This window comes from Micromonospora sp. NBS 11-29 (genome assembly GCF_002140155.1).
Lineage (GTDB): Bacteria > Actinomycetota > Actinomycetes > Mycobacteriales > Micromonosporaceae > Micromonospora.
This window is the reverse complement of sequence record NZ_NAPR01000020.1, coordinates 36,666-62,962: the sequence shown is the minus strand read 5'-3', so window position 1 is coordinate 62,962 and position 26,297 is coordinate 36,666. Positions and strand designations below refer to the sequence as shown.

The following is a 26,297-nucleotide window of genomic DNA, read 5'->3' as shown; positions in this document are numbered from 1 at the left end:
CCCCCCCCCGCCTCTGCCTCCCGTGAAAGGAGGGGGCCCCGCTTAACGCCTCCGGTAGAGGAGGGGGCCCCGCTTAACACCGCAGCCGACGCGCGAGTCCCGCGGCATCCGCAGCCGGCGCGCGGACCCCGCGGCTGTTAAGCGGGGGCCCTTCCTCTACCGAATGCGTTAAGCGGGGNCCCCCTCCTTACACCTGGGGCAGGATGGGGGGACTGGGGAGCGGAGGGTGGGGCGTGGGGCTGTCGCAGATGGTGGGCCGGCTCATCGGCGTACGCGAGCATGTGGTGGACCCGGGCGGCGGTGGCGCCCCCCGGGTGCCGCGACCGGCGTCGGCGCTGGTGGTGGGCGGTGGCATCGCCGGCATGTCGGCGGCGGTGGTGCTGGCCGAGCGCGGCGTGGCGGTGACCGTGCTGGAGGCCGCGCCACACCTGGGCGGCCGGCTCGGCGCGTGGCCGGAGGAGCTGCCGGACGGCGTCCAGGTCAACGAGCACGGATTTCACGCGTTCTTCCGGCAGTACGGCAACTGGCGTTCGATCCTGCGCCGGGCCGATCCGACGCTGGGCTTCCTGAAGCCGGTGCCGGGCTACCCGATCCTGTCCGCCGACTGGCCGACCGAGGAGTTCGGGAAGTTGCCGCCGGCTCCGCCGGCCAACCTGCTGGCGCTGCTGCTGCGCAGCCCGAGCCTGCGCCTGGCGGACCTGCGCGCGATGGACCGGGACGCCGCGTTGCCGCTGCTCACCTACGATCCGGTGCGCACCTACGCGGAGTTCGACGAGCGGACCGCCGACGAGTTGCTGACGTCGCTGCGGCTGCCGGACCGGGCCCGGGCGATGCTCTTCGAGGTCTTCTCGCACTCGTTCTTCAACCACGAGGCGGAGATGTCGGCCGCCGAGATGATCGCCCAGTTCCATTTCTACCTGCTCGGCAATCCGGAGGGGCTGGCCTTCGACTGCCCGGACCGGGACTACGCGACGGCCATCTGGGCGCCGCTGACCCGGCACGTCGAGAAGCACGGCGGCCGGGTGCTGACCGGCACGCCGGCCGCCCGGCTGGACCGGACGCCGGACGGCTGGCGGGTGACCGGCGCGGACGGGGAGACCTGGGTGGCCGGGCATGTGGTGCTCGCCGTCGACCCGCCGGCTCTCGCCGCGCTGGTCGCCGCCTCCCCCGGCCTGGTCGCGGCGGCACCCGAGCTGGTGGCGCGGATGCCCGCGTTCGGTCGGCCCGGCCCACCGTACGCGGTGGCGCGTTACTGGATGGACGGGGACGTGGGTCCGGAGCGGGCGGTGTTCAGTGGCGTGTCCCGTCAGCCCACGTTGGACTCGGTGACGCTCTACCACCGGCTGGAGGACGAGCCGCGCCGCTGGGCTGCGCGCACCGGCGGTTCGGTGGTGGAGCTGCACGCGTACGCCTGCGAGCCGGGCGTGCCGGCCGACGAGCTGGCCGCGCGGATGCTGCGGGAGTTGACCACGCTCTGGCCGGAGGCAGCCGACCTTCGGGTACGCGAGTTGCGCGCCCGGGTCGAGGCGCAGGCCCCGGCGTTCACCCCGGGCAGCCACGCCGGCCGTCCGGGGGTACGCACCGACGCGGCGGGCCTGTATCTGGCCGGCGACGGGATCCGTGTCGAGTTTCCGAGCGCGTTGATGGAGCGTTCGGCGTCGACCGGGATCATCGCGGCGAACCACATCCTGCGCGCCGAGGGGGCGGCGGCCGAGCCGGTGCGTTCGATCCGTCCCCGTGGCCTGCTGGCGCGAACCGCCGATAAGCGGTCATAATGCGCATTACGCTCGACCGTGAGATGGGAGGTCGGGCACTGGGCACCGCGATGCGGGCGGAACAACGCCAGGACGAGCGGGCGGCCGTGGTCACCGCGCTGCGGCTCGGCTGGTCCATGGCGGACGCCTACCACCACGCGCAGACCGCCGACCTGACCGGGCGGGCCGACCCACCGGCGACCGCCCCGGCGAAGCTGTCCAACCTGACCGAGTTGCCGGGACGGCACCGGCTCGGCATGTACCTGGACGGCGTGGACGTCGCCCTGATCCAGATCGCCCCGCTGACCCCGGCCGGACACGCGGCACCATCCACCGCCGGCGCCCGGCGTGCCACCGGGGCAGATCGCGAGCCGCTGCTGTTCGCCCTCGACGAGCTGAACGTCGACGTGCTGCGCTGGACGATGGCAACCAACCACCGGATCGGGTTGGCGTACCGGCTGGGCCGCTCCCTCGCCGACACGGTCCGCCGTGGCGACGCCGCCGAGCTGGTCCGGCGGTTCGGCGGGCGGCACGTCCAGCTCAGCCGGTGGCTGGACGAGCTGGCCAGCGTGCTGCCCCCGTACTCGGCGGCGGTGGTGCGCCGCTCCCTGGCCGCCTGGGCCACCGCCGTCGGTCGGGCCACGGCCGGCGACCCGGCCGAGGCCGGCCTCGCCGAACTGGCCCGCGAGCTGCGCAACCAGGGCGACCTGTGGCAGGACGTGCTCACCGGCGGCCTGCACCCGCGTGACCTGCTGGACGAGGAGAACTGGGCGGTGGTGGCCCGGAACGTGATCATCCGGGACCGGAAGCTGGTGGTGCAGGCGGCCCGGGGCATCTTCTGGCCGGTGCTGGCGCCGCTGCTGGTGGTGCTCCTGGCGGTGGTCGGGGTCAGCGCCGCGGCGGCGGCCGGCTCCCCCACCACCCGGGCGGCGGTGGCGCTGGTCGGCCTCGGCGCCGGGCTCATCGCGATCTGGCGGTCGATCTCCACCCCGACGCTGTCGGTGGCCGCCGAGGTGAACCGGCCGCTGCTGGAGAGCGAGCTGGTGGTGCAGATGAGCGCCCGGATCGACCGGCCGCTCACCGCCGCCCGCCGGGCCGCGCGGGCCGGCCGGCAACGGGTGCCGTCCGAGGGCGGATCGAAATACGTTGCCCGCGTTTCCGGTGCGGATCTACCGTGAGCGCACAAGGTCAACCACCGCTCCGGGAGCGTTCCATGTCGCTGCGATCCGCCACCACGATGCCGTCGTGGCTGTTCGGCTCCGGCGGCCCATGGGCTGGAAGGCTCGACTGAGGCGCGCCCACGCGCCCAGGTCGCGCCGCCCGGTCCCCGTGGACCGGGCGGCGCTTTTCATTTCTGAAAGGAGAACCCGGTGGACGTCGTCCTCGTCGTCAACGCCGACCTCGGCCCGCTGCACCGGGTCACCGTCCAGCATGCGATCCGGATGCTGTGCCGCCGGGTCGCCGAGATCCACGAGGCCGAGCCGGACCGGCTGATCGGCGTCTTCCCGCTGCCGCGGGTGGTCCGCCTCGTCCGGTACGTGGTGACGCGCTGGCGGTTCCGCGCCGGCCCGGCCTGGTCCCGGGGCGGGGTGCTGGCGCGCGACGGCCGGCGCTGCGCCTACTGTGACGGCCCGGCCAGCACGGTCGACCACGTCCTGCCCCGCTCGCGCGGCGGCCGGAACACCTGGGGGAACACCACCGCCGCCTGCTACGCGTGTAACCAGCGCAAGGGCGACCGGACCCCGGCCGAGGCGGGCATGCCGCTGCGGCGGGAGCCGGCCACCCCGAGCTGGGCCGCGCTGGCGCGGTGACGGACGGCCGGCGGGCACAGGGGGTGGTGCCGGGGGTACGCCCCGGCGCGGCGCCCGCCGGCCCCGTCCCCGAGCTGACCGTGTGAGCGGCCGGGTGGCTGGACGGGTGGCTGGACGCCAGCTCGGCGAAGTGGCGGTATCCGGCCAGCTCTGATGCCGCCACTTCACCGAACTGGTGGCGATTACCCTTCCGGGCGACCCTCTCTCGTACCAAGATCTAGGGGCGCGTGGGACGCGGCGATCGGGGGGCGGTCCCGAAGTGGCCGGCATTGCGTGCCCGGTTCACGGCCAGGTGCCGCACCCAGCCGAGGAACCTGCCGTACATCGCCACGCCGGCCGGCGGCTCGGCATTCAGCCGGGTCAGGTCGGCGATCGCCTCGTGCAGCAGCTCGGCCATGTCGACGGCCAGCCACCTCGGTTCGCCGGCGTACTGCGCGGCCAACTCCAGTCGGGCCGGTCCGCAGCCGAGCACCGACAGCCTCGACCGACCGACGACGAGTAGGTCCCTCGGACGGCCGGGACCGGATGGTCGACTCCACTACGCCGAAGTGGCGAGGTCTCGGCCTCGGAATGCCACCACATCCCCGAACTGGTGCCTGCCCGGCCCGGGGATCGCTCAGATCGGGTGGGCCCGCAGGAACGCCTCGGCCCGGCGCGCGTCCCCGGGGGATCTGCCAGCAGACGATGCCGAACGTCACCGCCAGGATGCCGATCAGACCCAGCCAGATCGGGGTGAGACTCGCCAACGCCTGGCCGAGGTTCAACGTCAGCAGGCCACCGGTCAACAGGACGAACCGCCGCATGCGAGAGATCTTGGAAGGAAATGGCCCTCAGCGGGGCCGAAATTTTCCAAGATCTAGCGCAGCGCGCCGTGCGGCTCGGCTGGATGCTGGCGCAGGAACGTCGCTGCCCGACGAGCGTCCCGGTGGACCTGCCAGGCGGCCAGCGCAAACAGCGCCGCCACCAGCCCGAAGAGGACCACGAACCCGATCGAGGTCACGCGGATCAGCGCCTGACCGAGGTTCACCAGCACCAGCCCGGCCGCGAGGACGGCCCACCAGCCGCCGGCCACCATCTGGCGGGCGACGACGGTGAGCGTCGGCAGGTCGTCGTCGGACCCGATGTCGCCGCGCCGTACCCGCTTGACCAGCCGGGACCGCTTCCGCATGCCCAAAGCCCACATCGGGGACTCACGACCGGCCCGGATCCGCCCCCACCGGACGGCCCACACGATGGCACCGACCTCGATCAACGCGCCGAGGACGACGACCACGACTCCGACGAACTGGGCCACCTCCGGCGCACGCGCCTCCCACCTGGACGATCCGTCCCGAACAGCCAACTGCCGGGCGAGCAGGAAGCCAAGCACACCGAACACCAGCCCCACACTGAGCATGAGCCCTCGGAACCGTCGACGTCCGCGCCGGATCTCACGCTGCTCCACACCGTCCATCGTGGCCCCCCGTTCGACGCTCACGCCGTACCCGGAGGGCGGCGCCGGTCAAACGACGATCAGGCCGGCGGGGTCCAGCCGAAGCGCGGCGGCCGGCGCTCGTTGGTCGCCGCCACCCCCTCGCGGGCCTCGCCGCTCTCCCGCACCTGCGCGTGCCACCAGGCGATCCGGTCGGCATCGGCGCGGCCGTCGACGATCTCCTTGGCGGCGGCCACGGTGAGCCGGGACCGCTCGGCGATCGTGGCGGTCAGCGCCGCCACCCGGTCGGCGAGCGCGTCCGCCGGCAACACCTCGTCGACCAGGCCGATCCGCAGCGCCCGGTCGGCGTCGACCAGGTCGCCGGTGAAGAGCAGGTGCTTGGCCGCGGACGGCCCGACCAGGCCGGCCAGCCGGCGGGTCGTCGGCGCGGGATAGACCAGGCCGAGCCGGGCCGGGGGTACGCCGAAGCGGGCGTCCGCCGCGGCGAGGCGCAGGTCGCAGGCGACCGCGAGTTGACAGCCGCCACCCACGCAGGCGCCCTCGATCGCGGCCACGGTGGGCCGGCCGAACGCGGCGAGCCGTTCCTCGGCGGCCACCGCGATGCTGGCGTCGCCGGCCGACACCAGTCCGTCCAGGTCGCCGAGGTCGGCGCCGGCGCAGAACGTGCCGCCCGCGCCGGTGAGCACCAGCGCGCGTACCGTCGGGTCGGCCTCCAGGCCGTCGAGCAGCACCGGGAGCCGCCGCCACATGGCCGGGGTCATAGCGTTGCGGCGGGCCGGGTTCCGGATCACCACGGTCGCCACCGGGCCGTCGATCGTGACGGTCAACTCCGCGTCCGACATGCCCCGACCGTAGCGGCGGGGCCCGGCGACCACCCGCGTGGGGTGGCCGCCGGGCCCCGGTGTCCGGCGGTCAGGTCAGGAGACGTCGAGCGCGGTGTCGTCGACCACGAAGGACGTCTGCAGGGAGGCGTCCTCGGTGCCGGTGAACTTCAGCGTGACGGTCTGCCCGGCGTACGAGGCCAGGGAGAACGAACGCTGGGTGTAGCCGGTGGCCTTGTTCAGGTTCGAGTAGGTCGCCAGCGTCGCCAGCACGGTGCCGGAGGAGTTCAGCACCTGCACGTTCAGCTTGTCGTACTGCACGCTCGTCGTGCTCTCCGCCGAGTCGATGTGCAGCCAGAAGCTGAAGTTGTAGGTCGAGCAGCCCGACGGCAGGCTCACCGACTGCGCCAGCGTGTCGGTACGCGTGCTGCCGTAGCCGTTCAACCAGGCGTTCCAGGTGCCGCCGTGGGTCGGCTGGCCCTGCGAGCCGTACTGGCCGATCACGCCGGAGGTGGTGGTCCAGCCGGTGTTGCCGGACTCGAAGCCCGGGTTGGCGAGCTTCTGGCCGGCGCCGGTGCAGCCGCCGCCGGTGCCGGTGACCGTCAACGAGTACGTGGCGGACTTCGTGCCCGACGCCGCGCTACCGGTGACCGTCACCGAGTACGTGCCGGTCGGGGTGCTCGCGCTGGTGGCGATGGTGAGCGTGGACGAGGCGCCCGAGGTCACCGAGGCGGGGCTGAACGACGCGGTGGCGCCGGTCGGCAGGCCGGACGCGGAGAACGTCACGGTCTGCGCGGCCCCGTTGGTGGTGGCGGTGGCGACGGTGGCGGAGACGGAACCACCCTGGGTCACCGAGCCGGCGGTCGGGGAGAGCGAGACGGAGAAGTCGTTGCCGGTGGAGCTGCACGGCGCGTCGCTGCCGGCCACGTTCACCGCGGTCCACGCCGCCTGGACGGTCTTGTACTCGGTGGAGCAGTTGCCGTACAGGTCGGTGGCCGCCCGAAGGGTGTACGCGCGGGCGGTGTTCGCCGGGTTGCTGGTGCTCACGTACTGGGTGTTCGAGGTGAAGTACACGTCGAGCGCCCGGTACCAGATCTTCTCCGCCTTGGCGCGGCCGATGCCGGTCACCGCCGGGGCCGAGCCGCAGACCGGCGAGGTGCCGTACGCGGTGGCGCCGGTGCCCTCGGCGAGGTTGAAGAAGAAGTGGTTGGCCACACCGGAGGAGTAGTGCACGTCCTTGTTCTTCGTGCTGGTGGACCAGCAGGAGTCGGACGAGCCGTCCAGCGACGGGTTGTACATGTAGCGCAGCGGCGTACCGTTGCCGTTGATGTTGATCTTCTCACCGACCTGGTAGTCGCCCGGGTCGCTCGGCGCGGCGGCGAAGAACTCCACCATGTTGCCGAAGATGTCGCTGGTGGCCTCGTTCAGGCCACCGGACTCACCGGAGTAGACCAGGCCGGACAGCGCCTCGGTGACGCCGTGGCTCATCTCGTGCCCGGCCACGTCCAGCGAGACCAGCGGCCGGGAGTTGCTCGACCCGTCGCCGTAGGTCATCTGGGCGCCGTCCCAGAACGCGTTGACGTAGTTGTTGCCGTAGTGCACCCGGCTCGGCACGCCCTGCCCGTTGCCGAAGATGCCGTTGCGGCCGTGCGTGTCCTTGAAGTAGTCGAACGTCTTCGCGGCGCCGAAGTGGGCGTCCACGGCGGCCGACTGCCGGTTCGAGTTGGTGCCGTTGCCCCACACGTTGTCCGCGTCGGTGAACGTGGTGCAGGTGGAGGTGCCGTTGTTCATGTCGCAGGTGCGGCCGTTGCCGTGCGACGGGTCGATCAGCTGGTAGGTGCTGCCGGAGAGCGTCGTGTCGATGCTGACCGTGCCGGTGTAGATGCCCTGGCCGCTGCCGATCACCGACTCGATCTCGTCGTACGAGCCGATCACCTTGCCGGTGGTCGCGTCGGTGACCACGTGCAGCTTCGACGGCGTCTGCTTGTCCGCCTTCCAGCCGGTGGCGACCGTCTCCCAGGCCAGCCGGCCCTTGCCGCTGCTGGCGTCGACGAACAGCTCGGGGGCGCCGACCGAGGTGAGGCTGCCGGAGAACGTCTTGCGTGCGCTGGCCTTCGCCGCGTCCGCGCCGACCTTCGCGGTGGTGCCCAGGGTGAGCGGGGCGGACAGGCCGACCGACGTGCCGGTCAGGGTGCCGTTCGGTGCGGTGTGCACGACGAAGTCACCGCCGTAGACCCGCAGGCCCTGGTAGGTCCGGGAGTAACGGGTGTGTGCGGCCCCGGAGGGGTCCACCTTGGTGCGGACGGCCTGGTACGCCTCCCCGCTGGCACCCTGGACGGCGCCGGGGTTGGCACGGAGCAGGCTGTCTGCCCGGGCCGCGGCGGCGGGTTCGGGGCTGGGGGCGTTGGGCGCTGCCGCTTGCGCCGAGGTGGTGACGCAGGTCAGCACGCCGCTGGTGAGCAGCGCTGCGCTGACGACGGCGACGGTTCTTTTCACGTGCCCTCCTGGAAGGAAGTTGTGACGGGGGTAGTCACTGCTGTAGATATAGCTGAGACATCGAAGGGCATGAAAGAGGCTGGCGGTTTCCCGTCCGAGACACTGACCGAACGGATGAGGGGGCGCGGTGATCCGGAACCGGGTGGCCCCGTCATGCGTCCGATNGGCCGCCGTCGCCGCCCTCCTCACCCCGCTCGCCGGCTGCGCCCGGCCCGCCTCGCCGACGCCGGTCGGCCCGGCCGTCACCCCGCTGCCCGGCGTCGACGTGGTGCTCGTGCGTTCCGGCGGCATCGTCGGCCTGACCGACACGATCACGGTGCGGCCGGACGGCCGCTGGACGAAGACCGACCGGGCCGGCGCCGCCCGGGACGGCAAGCTCACCGAGACGGACCTCGACCGGCTACGTCGGCTCGCCGCGGACCCCCGACTGACCGCCGAGGCCACCGTCACCGTGCCGGCGACCATGTGCGCCGACGCGTTCAGCTACCGGCTCACCATCGGCCCGACCACCAGCTCCTACGTCGACTGCCCGCCGCAGGGCACCCCGCCGGCCGCCACCGCCGAGGTGGTCGGCCTGCTCACCCGCGCCACCGGCTGACCCGAACCGCGCGCCGCACGGGTGCCGCGGCCAGCCGGGCCCGCCGCCCGGTGCGGCCCGCCGCCCGGTCCTGGCCCGCCGCCCGGTGCGGCCCGGCACGCGTCCTTCAGAAGCGGTAGTCGTCCGGCAGGCCGGTGGCGCGCAGCTCGGGCGGCAGGTGCGCCGCGTCGTTCACCGCGAGCACCGTCGGCGGGCCGACGTCGCTGAACCGGATCACGGTCAACGCGCAGTTGGCGTGGTTCAGCCCGATCCAGCGGCGCGCCGGCGCCTCCAACGCGTGCCGCACCAGCCAGGCCACCAGGAAGTTGTGCGTGACGACCAGCTCACGGACGTCGCCCTCGGCGGGGGCGGTGGCGAACCGGGCCACCGCCGCCGCCGTCACGCGCGGACCCTTCCGGCGCTCCCGCTCGCTGAATTGGGCGAGGAACGCCGCGTGCCGCTCCGGCAGGCCGGTCGGGTCGGTGTCGTGCGGCAGATGGTCCCCGGCCCGGTCGTCGACGCGTACCGGGACACCGGGCAGCGCGGCGGCGACCAGCGCCGCGGTCTCCGCCGCCCGGGCCAGCGGCCCGTGGTGCACCGCGTCGATCCGCGCCCCGCGCAGTCGCTCGCCGAGCAGCGTCGCCTGCCGCCGGCCCCGCGCGGAAAGGCCGGTGTTCCCCTCCTCCTCCGCCCGATCCTGCTCGCCGTGCCGGGCCAGGAACAGCAGACGGGTCGCCATCGTCACCTCAGCGGGATCGGGGAGGCCGACCCTAGCCGGCCGCCCCCGTTCCCCGCCGCCCCGTGGTCAGCCCTGCGCCCACTGCTCCCGCGGGTGCATCTGACCGATCCGGATCCGGTTGCCGAACGGGTCGCGGATGCCGAAGTCGATCCCGTACGGCCGGTCGGTCGGCTCATCGGTCACCTCCACCCCCTTCGCGACCAGATCCGCGTACGTCTGGTGCGCGTCGTCGGTGGTGAGGAACAGGAAGCCGCCGGCGGCGCCCTTGGTGAGCAGGTCCCGGACCTGCTCGGCGGTCTTCGGGTCCAGGGCCGGCGGACCCGGCCTCTCCAGCAGGATCTCCCGACCGGCGTCGCCCGGCACGTTGACCGTGAGCCAACGCATGAAGCCGAGATCCTGGTCGGTGTTCACCTCCATGCCCAACTTCCCGACGTAGAAGTCGAGGGCCTCGTCCTGGTCGAGCACGTAGATCTGGGAGCGGGAGATCGAAGTCATCGTCATGCCACGGACGCTAGAACAGGTATCCCTGCTGCCGCTTATCCGAAACTGCTGGGTCTGCTCCAGGACTTGGTGAAGCAGCTCGGCACGTTCGTGAGGGCGGACCGATGCCGCCGGAAGCCGCTCGGTGACTCCCCGACGATCTGCCGGAACGTCCGGCTGAACGTGCCGAGGCTGGCGAAGCCGACGGCGAGGCAGATCTCCGTGACGTCCCGGTCGGTCTCCAGCAGCATCCACATGGCCCGCTCGATCCGGCGGCGTTGCAGGTAGCGGTGCGGTGTCTCGCCGAAGGTGGCCCGGAAGGTGCGGATGAAGTGCGCCTCGGAGACGTGCGCGAGCCGGGCGAGCGCGGCGATGTCCAGCGGCTGCGCGTACGCCCGGTCCATTGCGTCCCGGGCCCGCAGCATCGCCCGGTTCGACATAAGGAGGGGCACCTTGTTAACGCATTCTGCATAGGAAGGGGCCCCTGTTAACACCCTGTCACCCCTCCCAGTTCGGTCGCCGTTGAGGACTGCCTGAGCGGCCGATCCGCCGCCGCCCGGTTGCCCAGCAGGGTAACGACATGACCACCGTCGATTGAACGACAGCCACGGGAGGGCCCCAGATGGACTCTTTGCGGAAGACCTCGCTGCTCGCGGGCGGCTGCTACGTGCTCACCTTCGCCTCGATCCCCACCGTCGCGCTGTACGACCCGGTACGCGACGCGGGCTACCTCACGGGCACCGCGTCGGAAGCCCCGGTCGTCGCCGGCGGCGTCCTGGAAGTGATCGTCGCGCTCGCCTGCATCGGCACCGCCGTCGTGCTGTACCCGGTGCTCAAGCGGCAGGACGAGGCCCGAGCGCTGGGTTTCCTCGCCGCCCGGGTGCTCGAAGCCGCCGGCATCTTCGTCGGCGTCGCGAGCCTCCTCACCGTGGTGGCCCTGCGGCGGGACGGAGCCGGTGCCGACACGGTGGTCACCGGCCAGGCGCTGGTCGCTCTCTACGACTCGGTGTTCCTGCTCAGTCAAGGTTTCCTTCCGGCCGTGAACGCGCTGTTGCTGGGTTCCCTGCTCTACCAGTCGCGCCTCGTCCCGCGGGTCCTCCCGGTGCTCGGCCTGGTCGGGGCGCCCCTGCTCGTCGTCTCCGACGTCGGTGCGCTGTTCGGCCACTGGGACCGGCTGTCGCCGGTGACCGCGATCGCGGCGCTTCCCATCGCGGTGTGGGAGTTCTCACTCGGCGTCTACCTGATCGTCAAGGGCNGAGCACCAACGCCTGAGGACCCGCGCCGGCCGTCGGTCCGGAATACATCAGGCGTTCCGGTGAGCCTGGTCGGCGGCCTGCGCGTCCGCCGACGCTGTCGGCATCCGGCCAGGCCGGGCCGGGCGACCCGAAACGTCTGATGTAAATTTGGAGCCCCCGGCCGGGATCGAACCGGCGACATCTCGCTTACAAGGCGAGTGCTCTGGCCAGCTGAGCTACAGGGGCGCATGTGACGGGGTCAGCATAGCGACTGGCCACCGAAAATCCCGCCTGGCAGGGCTTCCGAGCACGGAAAACGTCAGTTTCTCAATCGATGATGCCTACGGATCGTCACGGAGTGCCGCGACGCCGGGGAGATTGATACCTCCCAGTGCCTCACTGACCGATTTGCCCATGTCGAGCGTCCCACCCGCTGCTCCCCGTCTTGGCACGAACGTGAAAGGCGTTTACGGTGCAGTGACACGGACGACACTCCGGACGGCCTCGGCTGCCCGGACGACGCCCCGTCGGGGCCGGCACCCTGGGTGCCGGTCGCTCCTTCACTCGGATCGTCCGGCACGTTCCTGCCGGTGAAAGGAAGCGCACCATCATGGCTACGGTCACCTACGCGAAGGCGTCCCGGATCTACCCGGGCACCGAGCGCCCCGCCGTCAACCAGCTCGACCTCCAGATCGGCGACGGGGAGTTCCTCGTCCTGGTCGGCCCGTCCGGCTGCGGCAAGTCCACCAGCCTGCGGATGCTCGCCGGCCTGGAGGACGTCGACGACGGCGCGATCTACATCGACGACCGGGACGTCACCCACCTCCCGCCGAAGGCCCGCGACATCGCGATGGTCTTCCAGAACTACGCGCTCTACCCGCACATGACGGTGTACGAGAACATGGCGTTCGCCCTCAAGCTGCGCAAGACCTCGAAGGCGGAGATCGACCGGCGGGTCAAGGAGGCGGCCGGGCTGCTCCAGTTGGAGGAGTTCCTCAGCCGCAAGCCGAAGGCGCTCTCCGGTGGTCAGCGTCAGCGTGTCGCCATGGGCCGCGCGATCGTCCGCGAGCCGCAGGTCTTCCTCATGGACGAGCCGCTGTCGAACCTCGACGCCAAGCTGCGCGTGCAGACCCGTACCCAGATCGCCTCGCTCCAGGCGAAGCTCGGCGTCACCACGGTCTACGTCACCCACGACCAGGTCGAGGCCATGACCATGGGTCACCGGGTGGCGGTCATGCTGGACGGCGTGCTCCAGCAGGTGGACACCCCGCGGGCGCTCTACGACACCCCGGCCAACGTCTTCGTCGCCGGCTTCATGGGCTCCCCGGCCATGAACATCAAGACGGTGAAGCTGACCGACCAGGGCGGCGCGTTCGCCGAGATGATCGTGCCGCTGACCCGCGAGCAGATCCAGGCGGCCCGCGCCGAGGGCGGCGAGGGCAAGGTCACCGTCGGCTTCCGGCCGGAGGACTGCGACCTGGTCAGCCCGTCCGAGGGCGGTATGCCGGTCGTGGTCGAGCTGGTCGAGGACCTGGGCTCCGACGCCAACGTCTACGGCCACGCCGCGCTGGAGGGGCACAACGAGCGGTTCGTGGTCCGCACCGACCGGCGCAGCATGCCGAACATGGGCGACACCGTGTTCGTCAAGCCGCGTACCGGCCGTAGCCACGTCTTCAACGCTGCCACCGGCAAGCGGATCTGACNCGGCCCGCCACGGCGGACCGCCCCTTCTCGCGTGCCTGCGTTACGCCTCGACGGCGCGGCGGCGGGCGACCTCGGCGAGCGTGACCGCCGCGGCGACGCTGGCGTTGAGCGACTCCACGTCGGAGACCATCGGGATGCTGACGGTCAGGTCGCAGGTTTCCCCGACCAGACGGGACAACCCGCGCCCCTCCGAGCCGACCACCACGACCAGCGGGCCGACCGCCGCTTCCAGGTCGTACAGGTCGGTCTGTCCGTCGGCGTCCAGGCCGACCACGACGAAGCCGGCCTCCTTGCACGCCTTGAGCGACCGGGTGAGGTTGGTGACCTGGGCGACCGGCACCCGCGCGGCCGCGCCGGCGCTGGTCCGCCAGGCGGTCGCGGTGATCCCGGCGGCACGCCGCTCGGGTACGAAGACACCCTGCGCGCCGAACGCGGCGGCTGACCGGATCACCGCGCCGAGGTTGCGCGGGTCGGTGACCCCGTCCAGCGCGACCAGCAGCGGGGCGGCCTGCTCCAGCGCGGCGGTGACCAGGTCNCCCCGCCGGTCATCCGGTCCAGCTCGGCGCGGCCCACCTCAAGGATCGCGATGCCCCGGTCGGCGGCCGTGCGGACGATCTCCTTGACCCGGTCGTCGACGTCGATACCCATCGCGGTGTAAAGCGCGGTGGCCGGCACCTGGGCGCGCAGCGACTCCAGCACCGGGTTCCGCCCGACCAGCAGCTCCGGGCTGTCCTTCGCCGGGTTCGACTTGCGGCCGGGGGCGACCCGGGGACCGGACCGGGCACCCGGCTTGCCGCCGCTGCGGCCCTTCGCGGTCGGGGCGCCCCGGCCGCCGCCCCTGCCCCAGGTGGTGTCCTTGCTGCCGGGCTGACCGATCTTGGGCGCGCGGCCCTCCTCGGCGGCGGCGCGGCGCTCCTTGTCCTGCTTCCAGGCGGTGCGCTGGGGCAGCTTCTCAGTGCCCGAGTACGCCTTGTGCCAGGGGCGCTCGTCGGCGGGCAGGGTGCGACCCCGCCCGGCGAGGGAGTCCTTGTTCTTGCCACCGGTGCCCTTGGGGGCGCCTGCCTTCGGCGTCAGTCGCCGGCCACGGCGCTGCGAGTTGCCGGCCATCAGTCCTGCTCTCCAATAGTCCAACGCGGGCCCTGGGGGGTGTCCTCGACGACCACGCCGGCCTGCTTGAGCTGGTCGCGGACCGCGTCGGCGGCGGCCCAGTCCTTGCGGCCGCGGGCCTGGGCGCGCTGCTCCAGGGCGAGCGCGACCAGCGAGTCCACCACGCCGCGCAGGTCGTCCGTGCGGTCACCGCCGGTCCAGACCGGGTCCAGGGGGTCGACGCCGAGAATATCCAGCATCCCCCGAGTGGCGGCGAGCGTCGTGCGGACGGTCACATCGTCGCCGGCGGTCAGCGCCGTGTTGCCGTCCCGGACCACCTCGTGCAGCACCGCCAGCGCCGCCGACGTGTTCAGATCGTCGTCCATCGCCGCCACGAACCCGCCCGGCACGTCGCCGGGCCGGCCCGCGCCGACCCGCTCGGCCGCCCGCTGCACGAAGCCCTCAACCCTCCGGTACGCCACAGCGGCCTCGCGCAGCGCGTCCTCGGAGTAGTCGATGCGGGACCGGTAGTGCGCGGCGACGTAGTAGTAGCGCAGTTCCACCGGGCGCACCCCGAGCGACGCCACGTAGTCGAGGTCGAGCGTGTTGCCCAGCGACTTGCCCATCTTCGTGCCGCCGATGCCGAGCAGGCCGTGGTGCACCCAGTAGCGGGCGAACGGCAGGTCGGCGGCCTGCGACTGGGCGATCTCGTTCTCGTGGTGCGGAAACGTCAGGTCGAGCCCACCGCCGTGGATGTCGAACTCGGCGCCCAGGTAACGCCAGCACATCGCCGAGCACTCGATGTGCCAGCCGGGCCGGCCGCGACCCCACGGCGACGGCCACGAGGCGTCGGCCGGCTCGTCCGGCTTGGCGCCCTTCCAGAGCGCGAAGTCGCGCGGGTCGCGCTTGCACCGCTCGGGGGCGTCCCCGGCGGGCTGCATGTCGGCCGGGGACTGCCCGGACAGCGAACCGTACGCCGGCCAGGAGGCCACGTCGAAGTAGACGTCGCCGGAGCCGTCGGTGGCCGGGTAGGCGTGCCCGGTCTCGATCAGGCGGGCGATCAGCTCGTGCATCTCCGGAATGTGCCCGGTGGCGCGCGGCTCGTAGGTCGGCGGGAGCACGTTCAACGCCCGGTAGGAGGCGGCGAGGATCTGCTCGTTCGCGTACGCGATCGACCAGAACGGCTGCCCCAGCTCGATGGCCTTGGCCAGGACCTTGTCGTCGATGTCGGTCACGTTGCGGATGAACATGACCTCGAACCCGTTGCCGGTCAGCCAGCGACGCAGCACGTCGTAGTTGACGCCGGAGCGAAGGTGGCCGATGTGCGGCGGGGCCTGGAGCGTGAGACCACACAGGTAGACCCCCACCTTGCCGGCTTCCCGCGGGACGAAGTCCCGCACCGATCGGGTGGCGGTGTCATACAGGCGTAGCGTCACCTCACAAGGGTAGCCCTCCCCACATTTCCCGGTTGGCCCGAGCCGGGTCGTACGCTGCGTGCTGTGGACACGGCGGCGCGCCCGGGAGAGACCGCGCAGACCCTGGACCGGGGCCTGCGCCTGCTGCACCTCGTCGCGGACGCGCCCGGCGGGCTGACCGTCACCGAGGCCGCGCACCGGCTGGGCATCGGCCGGGCGGCGGTCTACCGGCTGGTCGGCGCGCTGACCGCGCACGGCATGATCCGCCGCGACGGCGAGGGCCGGCTGCGGCTCGGCGTGGGCGTGCTGCACCTGGCCCGCCGCGCCCAGCCGCTGCTCGCCGAGGGAGCGCTGCCCGCGCTGCGCCGGCTCGCCGAACGCACCGGGGCGACCGCCCACCTGACCGTGGTCGAGGGCGGCGAGGGCGTCGCGCTGGCCGTGGTCGAGCCGAGTTGGACCGCCTTCCACGTGGCGTACCGGACGGGTTCCCGACACCCGCTGGAGCGGGGCGCGGCCGGCCGGGCCGTCCTCGCCGGCCGGACCGGCGACCCCGGTCCGGTCGGCACCAGCGGCGAACTCCAGTCCGGCGCGTACGGGGTGGCCGCGCCGGTGCTCGGCGTACCCGGGTTGGAGGGCAGCGTCGGCGTGGTCTCCCTGACCCCGCTCGACGTGACCGAGGTCGGCGCCCAGGTCACCGCCGCCGCCGAGGCGGTGGCCGCCGCACTCTCCTGACCCGGTCCCGCCCCAGTGGCGTTTTCGCCCACCCGCGCCCGCCCAGCCTCTCGCGCGGCACCCTCGATCACCACCTCCCCGTGTCCGCCCACCCGTTCACCCACCGCGCACCTCATCCACCGCGCCGCACCCCACGGCCACCGGCCTGCCCCGTCCGCCCGCCGAACGCCGCAGCCACCGGCCCGCTCCATGCCCGGCCAGTCCCGGGCATCTGCCTCACCTCGGCCGTTCGACTCGGCCCGACCACCCGGTCTCCGCTGGCGCGAGTAGCGCAAGTTCGGCGAAGTGGCCGTATCGGAGCCATGCGGACATCACCATTTCGCCGTACTGGCGGCGTATCACCCGTCCCGCCTCAGGCCGATCACATGTACTCGGCCGCTCGGCCGCTCGATCGCTCGGCCGCTCGGCCACTCGACCGCTCGACCCCTCGGCCACTCGACCGCTCGGCCACTCGGCCACTCGGCCGCTCGGCCGCTCGGCCGCTCGACCGCTCGGCCCCTCCGGCCACTCGACCACTCGGCCACTCGGCCGCTCGACCGCTCGACCGCTCGGCCCCTCCGGCCACTCGGCCGCTCGGCCCGAAGCCGGCGCGGCGAAGTGGCGGCATCCGCCCGCGCCACGACCGCCCACTTCGGCGAAGCGGCGACGCCCTTCGATGCGACGGTCCACTCCCCCGCAGTGGCGACACTCCTCGATGCCACACGCTCGTTCGGCGAAATCGCGCACCCCCGGACCCCCACGCACCCGGCTCGGCGAAGTGGCGGCATCCGCCCGGGCCGTATACACCCAGCGCGGCGAAGTGGCGGCATCCGCCGGGCCGTATACACCCAGCTTGGCGAAGTAGCGACGCCCGGCCGGGCCGAACTCGCCCCATGCGACGAAGCGCGGACCACCCGGCGTTCGCCCACGTCGCAGAAGCCGCGACCGTCCACGGTCACTTCCGGCGAGGTGGTGGCACCCGTCCGACGCCATGCCCGTTATCCGCGTGACGAGGTCCTCCCATCTGCCCCGGCTCGCATCCGTGCCGCGCCCCCGGTGGCCCTCAGCCCCGCCGCCGCCCACCGGCTCGGCGAAGTGGCGGTATCGCGGCCGCGTGGACCACTTCATCTCGCCGAAACGGTGTCGATCATCGCCGCCCGCCCTGCGGACGTGACCCGGACGACGAGCCGGACCTCGGCGAGAGTCGGGTACCTAGCACACCGACGGCATCTCATGAAGGTTGTCCACAGGGCCGTCCTACGGACTCAGCGGTGGTTGTCCACAGGGGTTTCGGCGGGTACTTCCGGGCCTCCACGCTTGTCGCATGCCACCTCACCCTCATCGCCCGCCGCAGTTGGCCTGGCAGGTCTTCCGTGGCTCGGAAGCGGTCCGGCGCGGGTTTCTCGCACGGCACCACCTCCGGGGCGCGTCCTGGATCAGGCTCCGGCACGACGTCTACGCCGACGCCCGCCTCGACCGCGACCACGAGCTGGCCTGCCGGGCCGTGCTGCTCCGCATGCCTCCGGGCACGTTGATCGCCGGACCGTCGGCGGCCTACCTGCACGGAGTGCAGCATGCCGCCGACTTCACCGACGACGTGCACGTCCTGCTGCCCGCCTTGGTCCGGGCCGACTCCCACCCCGGTGTCCGCGTGCACCACGCCCCGGTGTCCAGCACCCCCAGGGGCCCCCGCACCACCACTCCGAGAGCCACCGCCTCACCGGGCCACCCTGGCACCGCACCAGGAAACACCGCTGCGGCGACCAGCACGACCATGCCGACGCGTACGATCACGATCACCCCGGGTGGCGCCGGCGGGCCGCTGCCGACCGTTCGCCCACCTGACGCGGCGGAGCTGAGGCGTCCGCCGGATCGACGTTCCCCACCACGGCCGGTCGGCTCGGCGAGCCCATCCGGTTCGCAGCCCGTACCGGCCAGGGCACCAGACCTGCCGAGGACACCGGGCCGGAGCGCGCCGCTGGCGCTGACCACGCCACCGGGCCTGAGCCCACTCGGTCGGGCCGGGCCGCCACCACGCACCGCACCCGCCGCCTGTGCCTGGGAGACGGCGGTCTGGGCCGATCCCGTGCGCGCGGTCGGCATCATCGACGGGCTGCTGCGCACCGGTTCGGTCAACCAGGCCGCGCTGACCACCGAGGCGGCTCGGAACGCCGGCCGACCGGGCGGCCGGCGGGCGTCCTGGGTGTTCGGTCTGACCGACGGCTGTGCCCAGTCACCGCCCGAGTCCCACCTGCGGGTACGGCTCATGCTCGCCGGTCTGCCGCGGCCGGTGGCTCAGCACCCGATACGCGTGCCGGCCGGTCTCGTCCTGCATCCCGACCTGGCCTGGCCGGAGTTCCGGGTCGCCGTCGAGTACGACGGCCAGTGGCATGCCGACCCCGACCGGATGCACCTCGACCGGCGTCGGCTCAACCAGTTCGTCGAAGCCGGCTGGCTGGTGCTGCATGTGACCGGCCGCCGCCTGCTCAAGGAGTTCCCGGCCCTGGTTCGGGAGATCCGTGCCGCACTGGTCGCCCGGGGCTGGCGGCCGTGACCGTCACCCCTCGCTCCGCAGCCGGGAGAGCAGGGCCAGGCGACGGCACGGCGGGGCCATCCACCTCGCGCAGCCGGCGGTCGAGCGACCGCGGCGGACGCGGCGCCATCCGACGGCGAACATGCGGCACGAGATACGGCACAGCGAACCAGGCGAGAACACGACCCGGCGACGCCCAGCGAACCAGGCGAGACACGACGCAGCGGTTCACAACGAACCGGGCGAGACCATGGTCAGCGGCGCCCGGGAGTCCCGGGCGCCGCCCACCGGTTGCGTCAGGCCGGCGTGGTCACGGCGATGGTGCCGCTGAACGCCGAACTGCCGGCCGAGTTCACGGCCTGGATCCGGTAGTAGTAGGTGGTCGACCGGGCCCGCCCGGTGTCGCTGTAGCTGCGGGCGGTTCCGGCCAGGGTGAACGAGGCCAGGTTGGCGGTGAACGCCACATTGGTGGCCCGCTGGAGCACGAAGCTGGTGACCACGCTCGTGGCACTCTCCTGCCAGGTGAGGTTCACGGTCGCCGTGCCGCCGGACACGGCCACCGCGGTGCCGGCGAGGTTCGTCGGGACGGCCGGCGGCGCGCCGACGGTGATCGTCGCGGTGTTCGACCAGGGCGAGCCGTTGCCGAGATAGATCGTGCGCACCCGGTAGTAGTAGGTGGTGCCGGCCACGACGCCGGCGTCGGTGTAGCTGCTCGTGTTGGCGGCCAGCATGAGCGAGATCAGCCCGGTGGTGAAGGCGGCGTCGGTCGCGCGCTGGAACTGCACCGAGGCGGAGTAAGACCGGTTGACCCAGGTCAGGGCGACGCGCACCGGCGTGCCGCTCGGTTGGGTGGCGGTCAGGTTCGTGGGCCCGTTCAGGGGGACCAGTGCCGACGCGGTGTTCGACCAGCTGGAATAGCTCGCGCTGTTCTCCCGCCGCACCCGGTAGAAGTAGGTGGTTGCCATCTGCACGGTCGAGTCGGTGAAGCTGGTCGCCCCGGCCGCGACGGTGAAGGTGGTGAGACCGACGGTGAACGCGGAGTTGTTCGAGCGCTGCACGACCACCTGGGTGGCGGCCGGCAGGCCGGCCGGGTTGGTCCAGTTGAGCACGATCGCCGGTTGGACCGTCGGCCCGCCCTGGGGGGTGGCGGTGAGGTTGGTCGGCGGTGCCGGCGAGACTCGGATCACCATCGGCCGCATCATGTCGAGGTCCTCGTGGTCGACCATGTGGCAGTGCCAGACGTACTCCCAACCGAAGTTGTAGGGCACGTTGGTGACGGTGGCCGGGGCACCGGTCTGCGGATCGATCTGGGCGAAGCCGTTGGTGGTGCCGGGGACCTGGGTCGGGTCGAGCAGCCGCACGCTGTCGCCGATCTTGAACGGCAGGTTGGCGGGCAGGGCGGGCCGCATGGCGACGATGCAGTCCTCCAGCGGGTTCATCCGCACCGTCTCCTTCCAACCGACCTCGTTGGCGTCCGGCGGCTTGTAGGCGCCGTCCCAACCGACCCGGTTGATCAACTGCACGTTGAAGTAGTGGAAGTGGACGAAGTGGGTGTCGACCCCGTTGTGGGTGACCTTCCAGATCTGGGTGCCGTCACCGGCCGAGCCGACCGGGGTGGCCAGGTTGGACATGTNACGCTGGTCTTGGGCAGTTCGACACCGAGGGTCGGCAACGCGCGGCCGTAGATCGGGTCGAAGTCCTCGACGATCGCCTTGGGCTGCAGGTCGAGGGTGACCGGCGTGGTGCCGCCCACCGGGACGTAGGTGATGGTGGTGTCCTGGATCGCCACGTAGTGGTTGGTGTAGTTGGTCCCGAAGGCCGCGTTGTACGCCTCCTCCGGCACGATCGGCTTCGGCTGGCTCTGCGCGTACGCCTGGGGCAGTCGGGTCCGCAGGCGGGCGAGGTCGAACGGCGTGGCCGGGGTGCCCGCGACGCGGATCTGCATGATGGTCCGGGTGTTCGGGCCGTAGCCGGGTTGGGTGGTGGGCGCGCCGCCGGCGTCGGTCTGGTCCGGGTCCCCGGTGTAGTAGTCGTAGCGGGTGTCGTAGGCGGGCATCGGTGCCGGGGCGTCGTTGTAGAGGATGAGCGTCGAGCCGGGCGCGACCGTGGAGAAGTCAACGATCACGTCCGCGCGTTCGGCCGGTCCGATCAGCAGCGAGTGGTCGGAGACGTTGAGCACGGTGATCGAGCGCCGGTCGTACTCGTAGTTGATCGGCTGCGGCGGGATGATCGCGACCTGCGGCAGGAGCCCGCCCTCGTTGCCGATCTGGATCCAGTCGGGGCCGACCGCGTTCGGGTCGGGCACGCCGCCCTCGCGTCCGTCCGTGGGCCAGGTCGGCGGGAAGTCCGGGTTCGGGCACGCCTCCACCATCGGCACCTCGCCGGCCGCGCCGTCGTTCAACGTGCCGTCGGGCTTCCACATCGTCCCGTTCGAGGCGGCGTGGTAGAGCTGGAGGTTGAGCGCCCGGTCGTTGCACGCGTTGAGGATGCGGAACCGGTACGCCTTCGGCTGGACCTGGAGCGTCGGGTAGGCGCAGCCGTTCACCACCGGGGTGTCCATGAACGCCTCGGGCGTGATGGTGGGCAGCGGCGTTCCGGGCTGGACCGGGGGTTCCCAGGGCCGGGTGACCGGGTCGTAGTACGGGTTGGGCACCGGTCCCTGCTGGATGCCGGTGTACGGCGGCCAGAACCAGGGTCCGTAGTCCCAGCGGCCCATCGGGTTCGCGCCGGCCGCGTTGTACGGGTTCTGGTTGGGCATGTAGACGTGCGGCATCCACAGGCTGCCCTTGCCGCCCCAGTTGGCGGTGTCCCAGGTCGGATCCTCGGCGGCGAGTTGCGCCGGGTCCGGCACGAACGTCTTGTCCTGGATCATCAGCGGGATCTCCTCGGCGGGGATGACCCCGTCGGTCACCAGTTGCCGCTCCACCGGGTCCTGGAGCAGCAGCATCCCGAGCTGTCCGCTGTACGGAGTGAGGTGGGTGGTCCCCTCGGTGTGGTCGTGGAACCACATCATCCGGGCGCTCTGCTGCATCGGGAAGTAGAGCGTGACCGCGCCCGCGCCCGGGTCGGGCATGTCCGGCACGATCGCGTAGCTGGCTCCCTTCGGATAGGACGTGACCTCGCCGGCCGGGGTGAACCACTGCAACGGGGTGCCGTCGCTGATCCACTGCGTCTCCGAACCGTGCAGATGCATCACGGTCCGGTTCTGCTTGTACAGCTCGGTGTTGTTCAACGGGCCGGTGCCGGCCCCGGTGAGCGTGATGTCGACGGGCAGGAAGAGGTTCCCGGCCGCGCCGGTGGGAAGCTGGTTGACCAGCTTGATCCGGATCGGCCGGTTCCGCCGGGCGTAGATGATCGGGCCGCCGTGGTAGGGGCGGGGCGGTGGCGCCACGGTGTTGTGCCCGTTGGCGTCGGTGCCGTTGTTGAGCTGCTTGTAACCGCGCAGGCGGGTGGCCGGCAGGTCCTTGTGGAACTGCTGCGAATACTGCTGGATCCCGATCTCGTAGTAGTCGCATCCCGGATAGGTGAGGAGGTCGGGGTACGCGATCGGCAGATAGTTGCCCAGGTCGTTCGCCTTGGTGGGGCCGATGCCGGGCAGCGTGTCGACGAACTTGCGCATGCCGGTGCCGGGCTGCACCACGCCACCGACGACGGTCGGCAGCGGGCTGTTCGCGTAGTTCGGCGTGAACCCGAAGTAGTCCGGCGGCGCCGCGGCCAACGCCGCCTCGGCCCCGCTCTGCTTCGGGAGGGCAGTCTTGCGGATGGTCTCCTCGGACATGTCTCTTCTCCTCCCCGAGGGCCGTCACAGCAGCACCGTCGGCGGCCAATGATCACTCTCAGTAATGAGTCAAGCCGAACATCGTCGCGGAGGGAAGGGACCTTTGGACCAGAGAAGGTGGTTTGAGCTGGGGAAACGCCAAATCACGCCAACCGGACAGCGTTCGATGGGAAGACCACGGTGCGCATTCACCGACACGGAGAAGCCCGAGCGACGCGTGTCGCCCGGGCTTCTCGGTGGTGCGGAGCGGCTACGGCCGCGCGTTGGGCTTCAGCGGGGTCTTGACCGCCGCGTAGGCGTCGACGATGCCGTATCCGTAGAACCCGTTGAAGTTGAGCGAGCCGGCGCAGTACGCGTCGAACTCGGCGTCCCTACCCTCGTTGGTGTAGGTCTGGAGCCGCGGCTCCGGGCAGGCGTGCTCGGCCGCAGTGCGGTAGAGGTGCTGCTCGACCAGGTCCGGCGACATGCCGTAGCCGTCCCGGCCCTGCTTCTTGCCCCACTTGCTGACGATCAGCGCGGCCACACCCGCGGCGTGCGGGGACGCCATCGAGGTGCCCTGGAGGTAGGTGTAGTAGCCACACTCCCCCTTGGCGGTGCACTGCTTGAACACCGAGTTCTCGAAGCCGGCGACGACGTTGCCGTCCTCGTCGACCGACCCCTCCTCCTGGAGCACCTTCTTCGGGTACGTGGAGAGGATCATGTTGGCGTCGGTGCGGTACGTGTCGGTGCCGAAGCCGTCCCGGAACCAGCCGCCCGGGGCCGCCACCGCGGTCTGCTCGGTGCCGTAGTTCGAGTAGTCGGCCTTCTTGCCGGACGGGCCGACCGACGACACGCTGATCACATGCGGGCCCTCGGTGGGCAGGTCCCAGCAGCTCGCGTTGTCGATCGGACGCGGGTAGGGCGCGGTGTCGCCGTAGTCCGGGCTGCTCACGTCGGTGCGCGGGTTGCCCAGGTCCTCGTGGTTGTTGCCGAGCGCGCCGACCAGCGTGACGCCCTTGCGGTGGGCGAAGGTCAGCGCCCGCTTCATGGCCTCGATGATGGTCCGCTGCTCGGCCTGCGCCTCCGGCGAGTCGGCCGGGTTGGCGGCGCAGTTGTAGAGCCACGGGTCGACGTAGAAGGACATGTTGACCACGTCCAGCCCGGAGCGGCCGGCGTGGACCAGGGCGTTGACCACCGGGTTGAGGAAGAAGTAGCCGCTGTCCTGGCCACCCTTCAGCTCCACCAGGGAGATCTTCGGGGCCACGCCGGAGAGGCCGAAACCGTTGGCGGCGGCGCCGATGGTGCCGGCGACGTGCGTGCCGTGCCCGCCGTCGTCGGTGCCGACCGGGTCGAGGCAGCTCGCCACCTCGCACGGGCCGTCGACGTCGGGGATGTCCGGGGCGAAGTTGCGCGAGAGCGCCCAGTTGAAGTTCGGTGCCAGGTCGGGCTGGCTGGCGTCGACGCCGGTGTCCAGGACGCCGACGGTCACCCGGCGGTCACCCGGCTCGATCTTGCGGGCCTGGTCGGCCCGGATCATGTCCAGACCCCAGAGCTTGTCGTCCAGCGGGTCCAGCTTCTTGGCGTTGCCCTTGGCGGCCTTGCCCTTGGACGCGACGGCGGCCAGCAGGTGCTCCTGCTCGACCCGGTCCAGCTTCGGCTTGCGGCCGATGGCCTTCTCCTCGGCCGCGCCGAGCAGTGCGCCGGCGGCGGTGGCGCGGCTGGCGAAGTCCGCCCGGTCGCTGGTCACCTGGAAGAGTCCCACGTCGTCGGTGCGGGAGACGACGGTGCCGCCGGCCGCGGTGATCGCGGCGATCGCGGCGTCGCTGGAGACGCCGCTCTCCGCCAACACGGTGAAGGTCCGGGTGTCCGACGGCGCGGCGGTCGCCGGAACGCCCAGGCCGGTCACCGTGAGTGCCAGCGAGGCCGCAGCCGCGACCGCGCCGACGGTGAAGCGCTTGCTCACCACATCAGATCCTCTCGTTGAGGGACGTGGCAGTCATCCCACATCACGGGAGCGGGTTTCGCCAGATGCACGCCCGGAATAGGCCGCAATCAGGCATTCGCACGCCTCAACACGGCCAGGACCTCCGGCAACGCGGCCAGCGTGGACACCTCGGCGTCCGGTTGGAGACCGGACGGGCGGGGCAGCCCGCGCCGGTTCAGCCAGACCGCCCGCATCCCGGCCCGCTGGGCGGCGACCACGTCGTGTTCGGGCGAGTCGCCGACGTGGACGATCCGCGCGGCGGGCAGCCCGGCGGCGGCCACCACGGCGGCGAAGAACGCCGGCGACGGTTTCTTCGGCAGGCCGTCCTCGTGCGCGTACAGCTCGAAGGCGAACTGTCCGATGAGGCCGCAGCGTTCGGTCCGGCTGTTGCCGTTGGTGGCGAAGCCGAGCAGGTGACGCGGGCGCAACGCCGCGAGCGCGGGCAGCGCGTCCGGGAACGGCCGGCTCAGGGCGAAGCGGCGGGCGAAGAACAGCGCCACGAACTCGTCCAGGTGGCGTCCAGCCCGGCCCGGGCCAGCGACCGGGCCAGCGCGGCCTGCCGAATCTCCCGCACCGGGGCGGCGCTGAGCGCGCCGAAGACCGCACCCCAGTCTCCCTCCAGGTCCGCGAGCGACACATCGGCCGCCGCCGGGGTCCGCCGCCGCATCTCTTCGAGTACGGTCGCCAGCGCACCGGTGACCGCCGGGCGCAGGTCGATCAGGGTCTCGTCGGCGTCGAAGACGACGGCGGTGCGGTGGGCGCTCATACCTGCACGCCCAGCGCCGGCTCGGCCGGGGCCGCCGGTGGCGTCGGCTCGGGGCCGGCCCGCAGTTCGTCCAGCCGGACGAGGGCGACGCCGCCGACGATGAACGCCCCGCCGACCAGTTGGATCGCGCTCGGCAGCTCGCTCAGCACCAGCCAGGCGATCAGCACCGCGAACATCACCTCGGTCAGCCCCACGAAGGCGGAGAGCCGGGCGCCGAGCAGCCGTGTCCCGGCGACACCGGTCAGGTACGCGACCACGGCGGCGATCAGCGACAGCCCGATGATCGGCACCAGCCAACTCATCTGGTGCCCGGCGAAGCTGACGTCGGCGGTGCCGGCGGCCAGTGGAAGCGCACCGACCGCACCGAGCAGGAGCAGCACCAGGGCACCGACGGCCATGCCACCGCTGGCGACCACCACCGAGGGCAGTTCGGCGTCGAGGCGGCCGGCGATGACGAAGTAGCCGGCCAGCCCGATGCCGGCGCCGAGCCCCCAGAGCACGCCCACCGGGTCGAGGCGGCCGGCGCCGGTGAGGTCGAGGACGAACACCAGCCCGCACAGGGCGGCGAGCGAGCCGGCCACGGTCAGGAACCGGGGACGCTGCCCGTGGACCAACCACATCCAGCCGACCACCAGCACGATGCCGAGGTATTCCAGCAGGAGCGCCACGCCGACCGGCAGGAGACGGACCGCGTTGAAGAAGCACGCCTGGGCCAGGGCCACGCCGAGCAGCCCGAAAAGCAGCACGGTGAGCGCGTTGCGACGCAGCACCGGCCACCGGCCGCGCAGTGCCAGCAGGGCGGGCACGGCCAGCACCAGCGCGGCGATGCCCACCCGGGCGATCACCACCGCCACCGCGGACCACTCACCGGTGATCAGCGGGCGGGCGAACGTGCCCGAGGTGGCGAACGTGAGCGCGGAGAGCAGAGCCAGGCCGAGTCCGGCACCGGACCGTTCACGCATGTGGGACTCCTGGTCATCAGTGAAAGGCGTTACG

At 72.0% G+C, this 26,297-nt stretch carries 18 protein-coding genes, 1 tRNA gene and 2 pseudogenes; 7 read left to right on the top strand and 14 right to left on the bottom strand.

From position 1 onward, the window contains the following. Nucleotides 1–233: 233 nt before the first annotated feature. The 3 genes from B1205_RS22620 (at nt 234) to B1205_RS22610 (ending at nt 3,565) form a co-directional block, all read left to right on the top strand. Entirely contained in the window at nt 234–1,775 is a 1,542-nt protein-coding gene (locus B1205_RS22620) for an FAD-dependent oxidoreductase (protein ID WP_089157439.1), read from the top strand. A gap of 23 nt (nt 1,776–1,798) precedes the next feature. Next, nucleotides 1,799–2,932, top strand: a complete 1,134-nt coding sequence (locus B1205_RS22615) for a hypothetical protein (protein WP_089157438.1) — start codon at nt 1,799–1,801, stop codon at nt 2,930–2,932. Nucleotides 2,933–3,124: 192 nt separating this feature from the next. Further along, nucleotides 3,125–3,565, top strand: coding sequence for an HNH endonuclease (locus B1205_RS22610; RefSeq protein WP_089157437.1), 441 nt, complete (start codon nt 3,125–3,127; stop codon nt 3,563–3,565). 217 nt (nt 3,566–3,782) lie between these two features. Here B1205_RS22610 and B1205_RS22605 read toward each other — a convergent pair whose 3' ends face one another. The 7 genes from B1205_RS22605 to B1205_RS22570 all read right to left on the bottom strand — a co-directional run bounded on the left by B1205_RS22605 (nt 3,783) and on the right by B1205_RS22570 (nt 10,550). Next, on the bottom strand, nt 3,783–4,037 hold the full coding sequence (locus B1205_RS22605; RefSeq protein WP_089157436.1) for a hypothetical protein: 255 nt from the start codon (nt 4,035–4,037) through the stop codon (nt 3,783–3,785). 384 nt (nt 4,038–4,421) lie between these two features. Next, nucleotides 4,422–4,943: a hypothetical protein gene (locus B1205_RS22600; protein WP_140158128.1), complete on the bottom strand. Its 522-nt coding sequence runs from the start codon at nt 4,941–4,943 to the stop codon at nt 4,422–4,424. Between the two features lie 134 nt (nt 4,944–5,077). Beyond that, on the bottom strand, nt 5,078–5,839 hold the full coding sequence (locus B1205_RS22595) for an enoyl-CoA hydratase/isomerase family protein (RefSeq protein WP_089157524.1): 762 nt from the start codon (nt 5,837–5,839) through the stop codon (nt 5,078–5,080). 75 nt (nt 5,840–5,914) lie between these two features. Continuing rightward, nucleotides 5,915–8,314: a M4 family metallopeptidase gene (locus B1205_RS22590; RefSeq protein ID WP_089157434.1), complete on the bottom strand. Its 2,400-nt coding sequence runs from the start codon at nt 8,312–8,314 to the stop codon at nt 5,915–5,917. A 704-nt stretch (nt 8,315–9,018) separates the two neighbouring features. Next, the gene (locus B1205_RS22580) at nt 9,019–9,630 is read right to left on the bottom strand and encodes a histidine phosphatase family protein (protein ID WP_089157523.1); all 612 of its coding nucleotides are present in this window, start codon (nt 9,628–9,630) and stop codon (nt 9,019–9,021) included. Nucleotides 9,631–9,696: 66 nt separating this feature from the next. Next, a complete protein-coding gene (locus tag B1205_RS22575) occupies nt 9,697–10,131 on the bottom strand; it encodes a VOC family protein (protein ID WP_089157432.1) in 435 nt (144 codons plus the stop codon). A gap of 35 nt (nt 10,132–10,166) precedes the next feature. Then, entirely contained in the window at nt 10,167–10,550 is a 384-nt protein-coding gene (locus B1205_RS22570; protein WP_217809856.1) for a helix-turn-helix domain-containing protein, read from the bottom strand. A gap of 182 nt (nt 10,551–10,732) precedes the next feature. Here B1205_RS22570 and B1205_RS22565 point away from each other — a divergent pair, with 182 nt between their 5' ends. Next, nucleotides 10,733–11,506: a DUF4386 domain-containing protein gene (locus tag B1205_RS22565; protein WP_089157431.1), complete on the top strand. Its 774-nt coding sequence runs from the start codon at nt 10,733–10,735 to the stop codon at nt 11,504–11,506. Between the two features lie 8 nt (nt 11,507–11,514). On the opposite strand, the gene B1205_RS22560 is transcribed toward B1205_RS22565, so the two are convergent. Beyond that, nucleotides 11,515–11,591, bottom strand: a tRNA-Thr gene (locus B1205_RS22560). Between the two features lie 364 nt (nt 11,592–11,955). On the opposite strand from B1205_RS22560, the gene B1205_RS22555 reads away from it, so the two are divergent. After that, the gene (locus tag B1205_RS22555) at nt 11,956–13,047 is read left to right on the top strand and encodes an ABC transporter ATP-binding protein (protein WP_089157430.1); all 1,092 of its coding nucleotides are present in this window, start codon (nt 11,956–11,958) and stop codon (nt 13,045–13,047) included. Between the two features lie 42 nt (nt 13,048–13,089). On the opposite strand, the pseudogene rlmB reads toward B1205_RS22555, so the two are convergent. Both rlmB and cysS read right to left on the bottom strand, forming a co-directional pair. Beyond that, nucleotides 13,090–14,156: pseudogene (gene rlmB, locus B1205_RS22550) on the bottom strand (23S rRNA (guanosine(2251)-2'-O)-methyltransferase RlmB). Continuing rightward, nucleotides 14,156–15,571, bottom strand: a complete 1,416-nt coding sequence (gene cysS / locus B1205_RS22545) for a cysteine--tRNA ligase (RefSeq protein WP_089157429.1) — start codon at nt 15,569–15,571, stop codon at nt 14,156–14,158. Before cysS ends, rlmB begins: the two are co-directional and overlap by 1 nt. 63 nt (nt 15,572–15,634) lie before the next feature. On the opposite strand from cysS, the gene B1205_RS22540 reads away from it, so the two are divergent. Both B1205_RS22540 and B1205_RS22535 read left to right on the top strand, forming a co-directional pair. Further along, the gene (locus tag B1205_RS22540) at nt 15,635–16,282 is read left to right on the top strand and encodes an IclR family transcriptional regulator (protein ID WP_089157428.1); all 648 of its coding nucleotides are present in this window, start codon (nt 15,635–15,637) and stop codon (nt 16,280–16,282) included. 1,303 nt (nt 16,283–17,585) lie between these two features. Continuing rightward, a complete protein-coding gene (locus B1205_RS22535; protein ID WP_089157427.1) occupies nt 17,586–18,815 on the top strand; it encodes a hypothetical protein in 1,230 nt (409 codons plus the stop codon). A gap of 275 nt (nt 18,816–19,090) precedes the next feature. Here the strand turns inward: B1205_RS22535 and B1205_RS22530 are convergent, their stop codons facing one another. The 4 genes and pseudogenes from B1205_RS22530 to B1205_RS22510 form a co-directional block, all read right to left on the bottom strand. Next, nucleotides 19,091–20,425, bottom strand: coding sequence for a hypothetical protein (locus B1205_RS22530; protein WP_140158127.1), 1,335 nt, complete (start codon nt 20,423–20,425; stop codon nt 19,091–19,093). Nucleotides 20,426–22,822: 2,397 nt separating this feature from the next. Next, a complete protein-coding gene (locus tag B1205_RS22520) occupies nt 22,823–24,514 on the bottom strand; it encodes a S8 family serine peptidase (RefSeq protein ID WP_176308747.1) in 1,692 nt (563 codons plus the stop codon). An 89-nt stretch (nt 24,515–24,603) separates the two neighbouring features. After that, nucleotides 24,604–25,301: pseudogene (locus B1205_RS22515) on the bottom strand (HAD family hydrolase). Then, nucleotides 25,298–26,263, bottom strand: coding sequence for an EamA family transporter (locus B1205_RS22510; RefSeq protein ID WP_089157423.1), 966 nt, complete (start codon nt 26,261–26,263; stop codon nt 25,298–25,300). Before B1205_RS22510 ends, B1205_RS22515 begins: the two are co-directional and overlap by 4 nt. Nucleotides 26,264–26,297 lie beyond the last annotated feature (34 nt).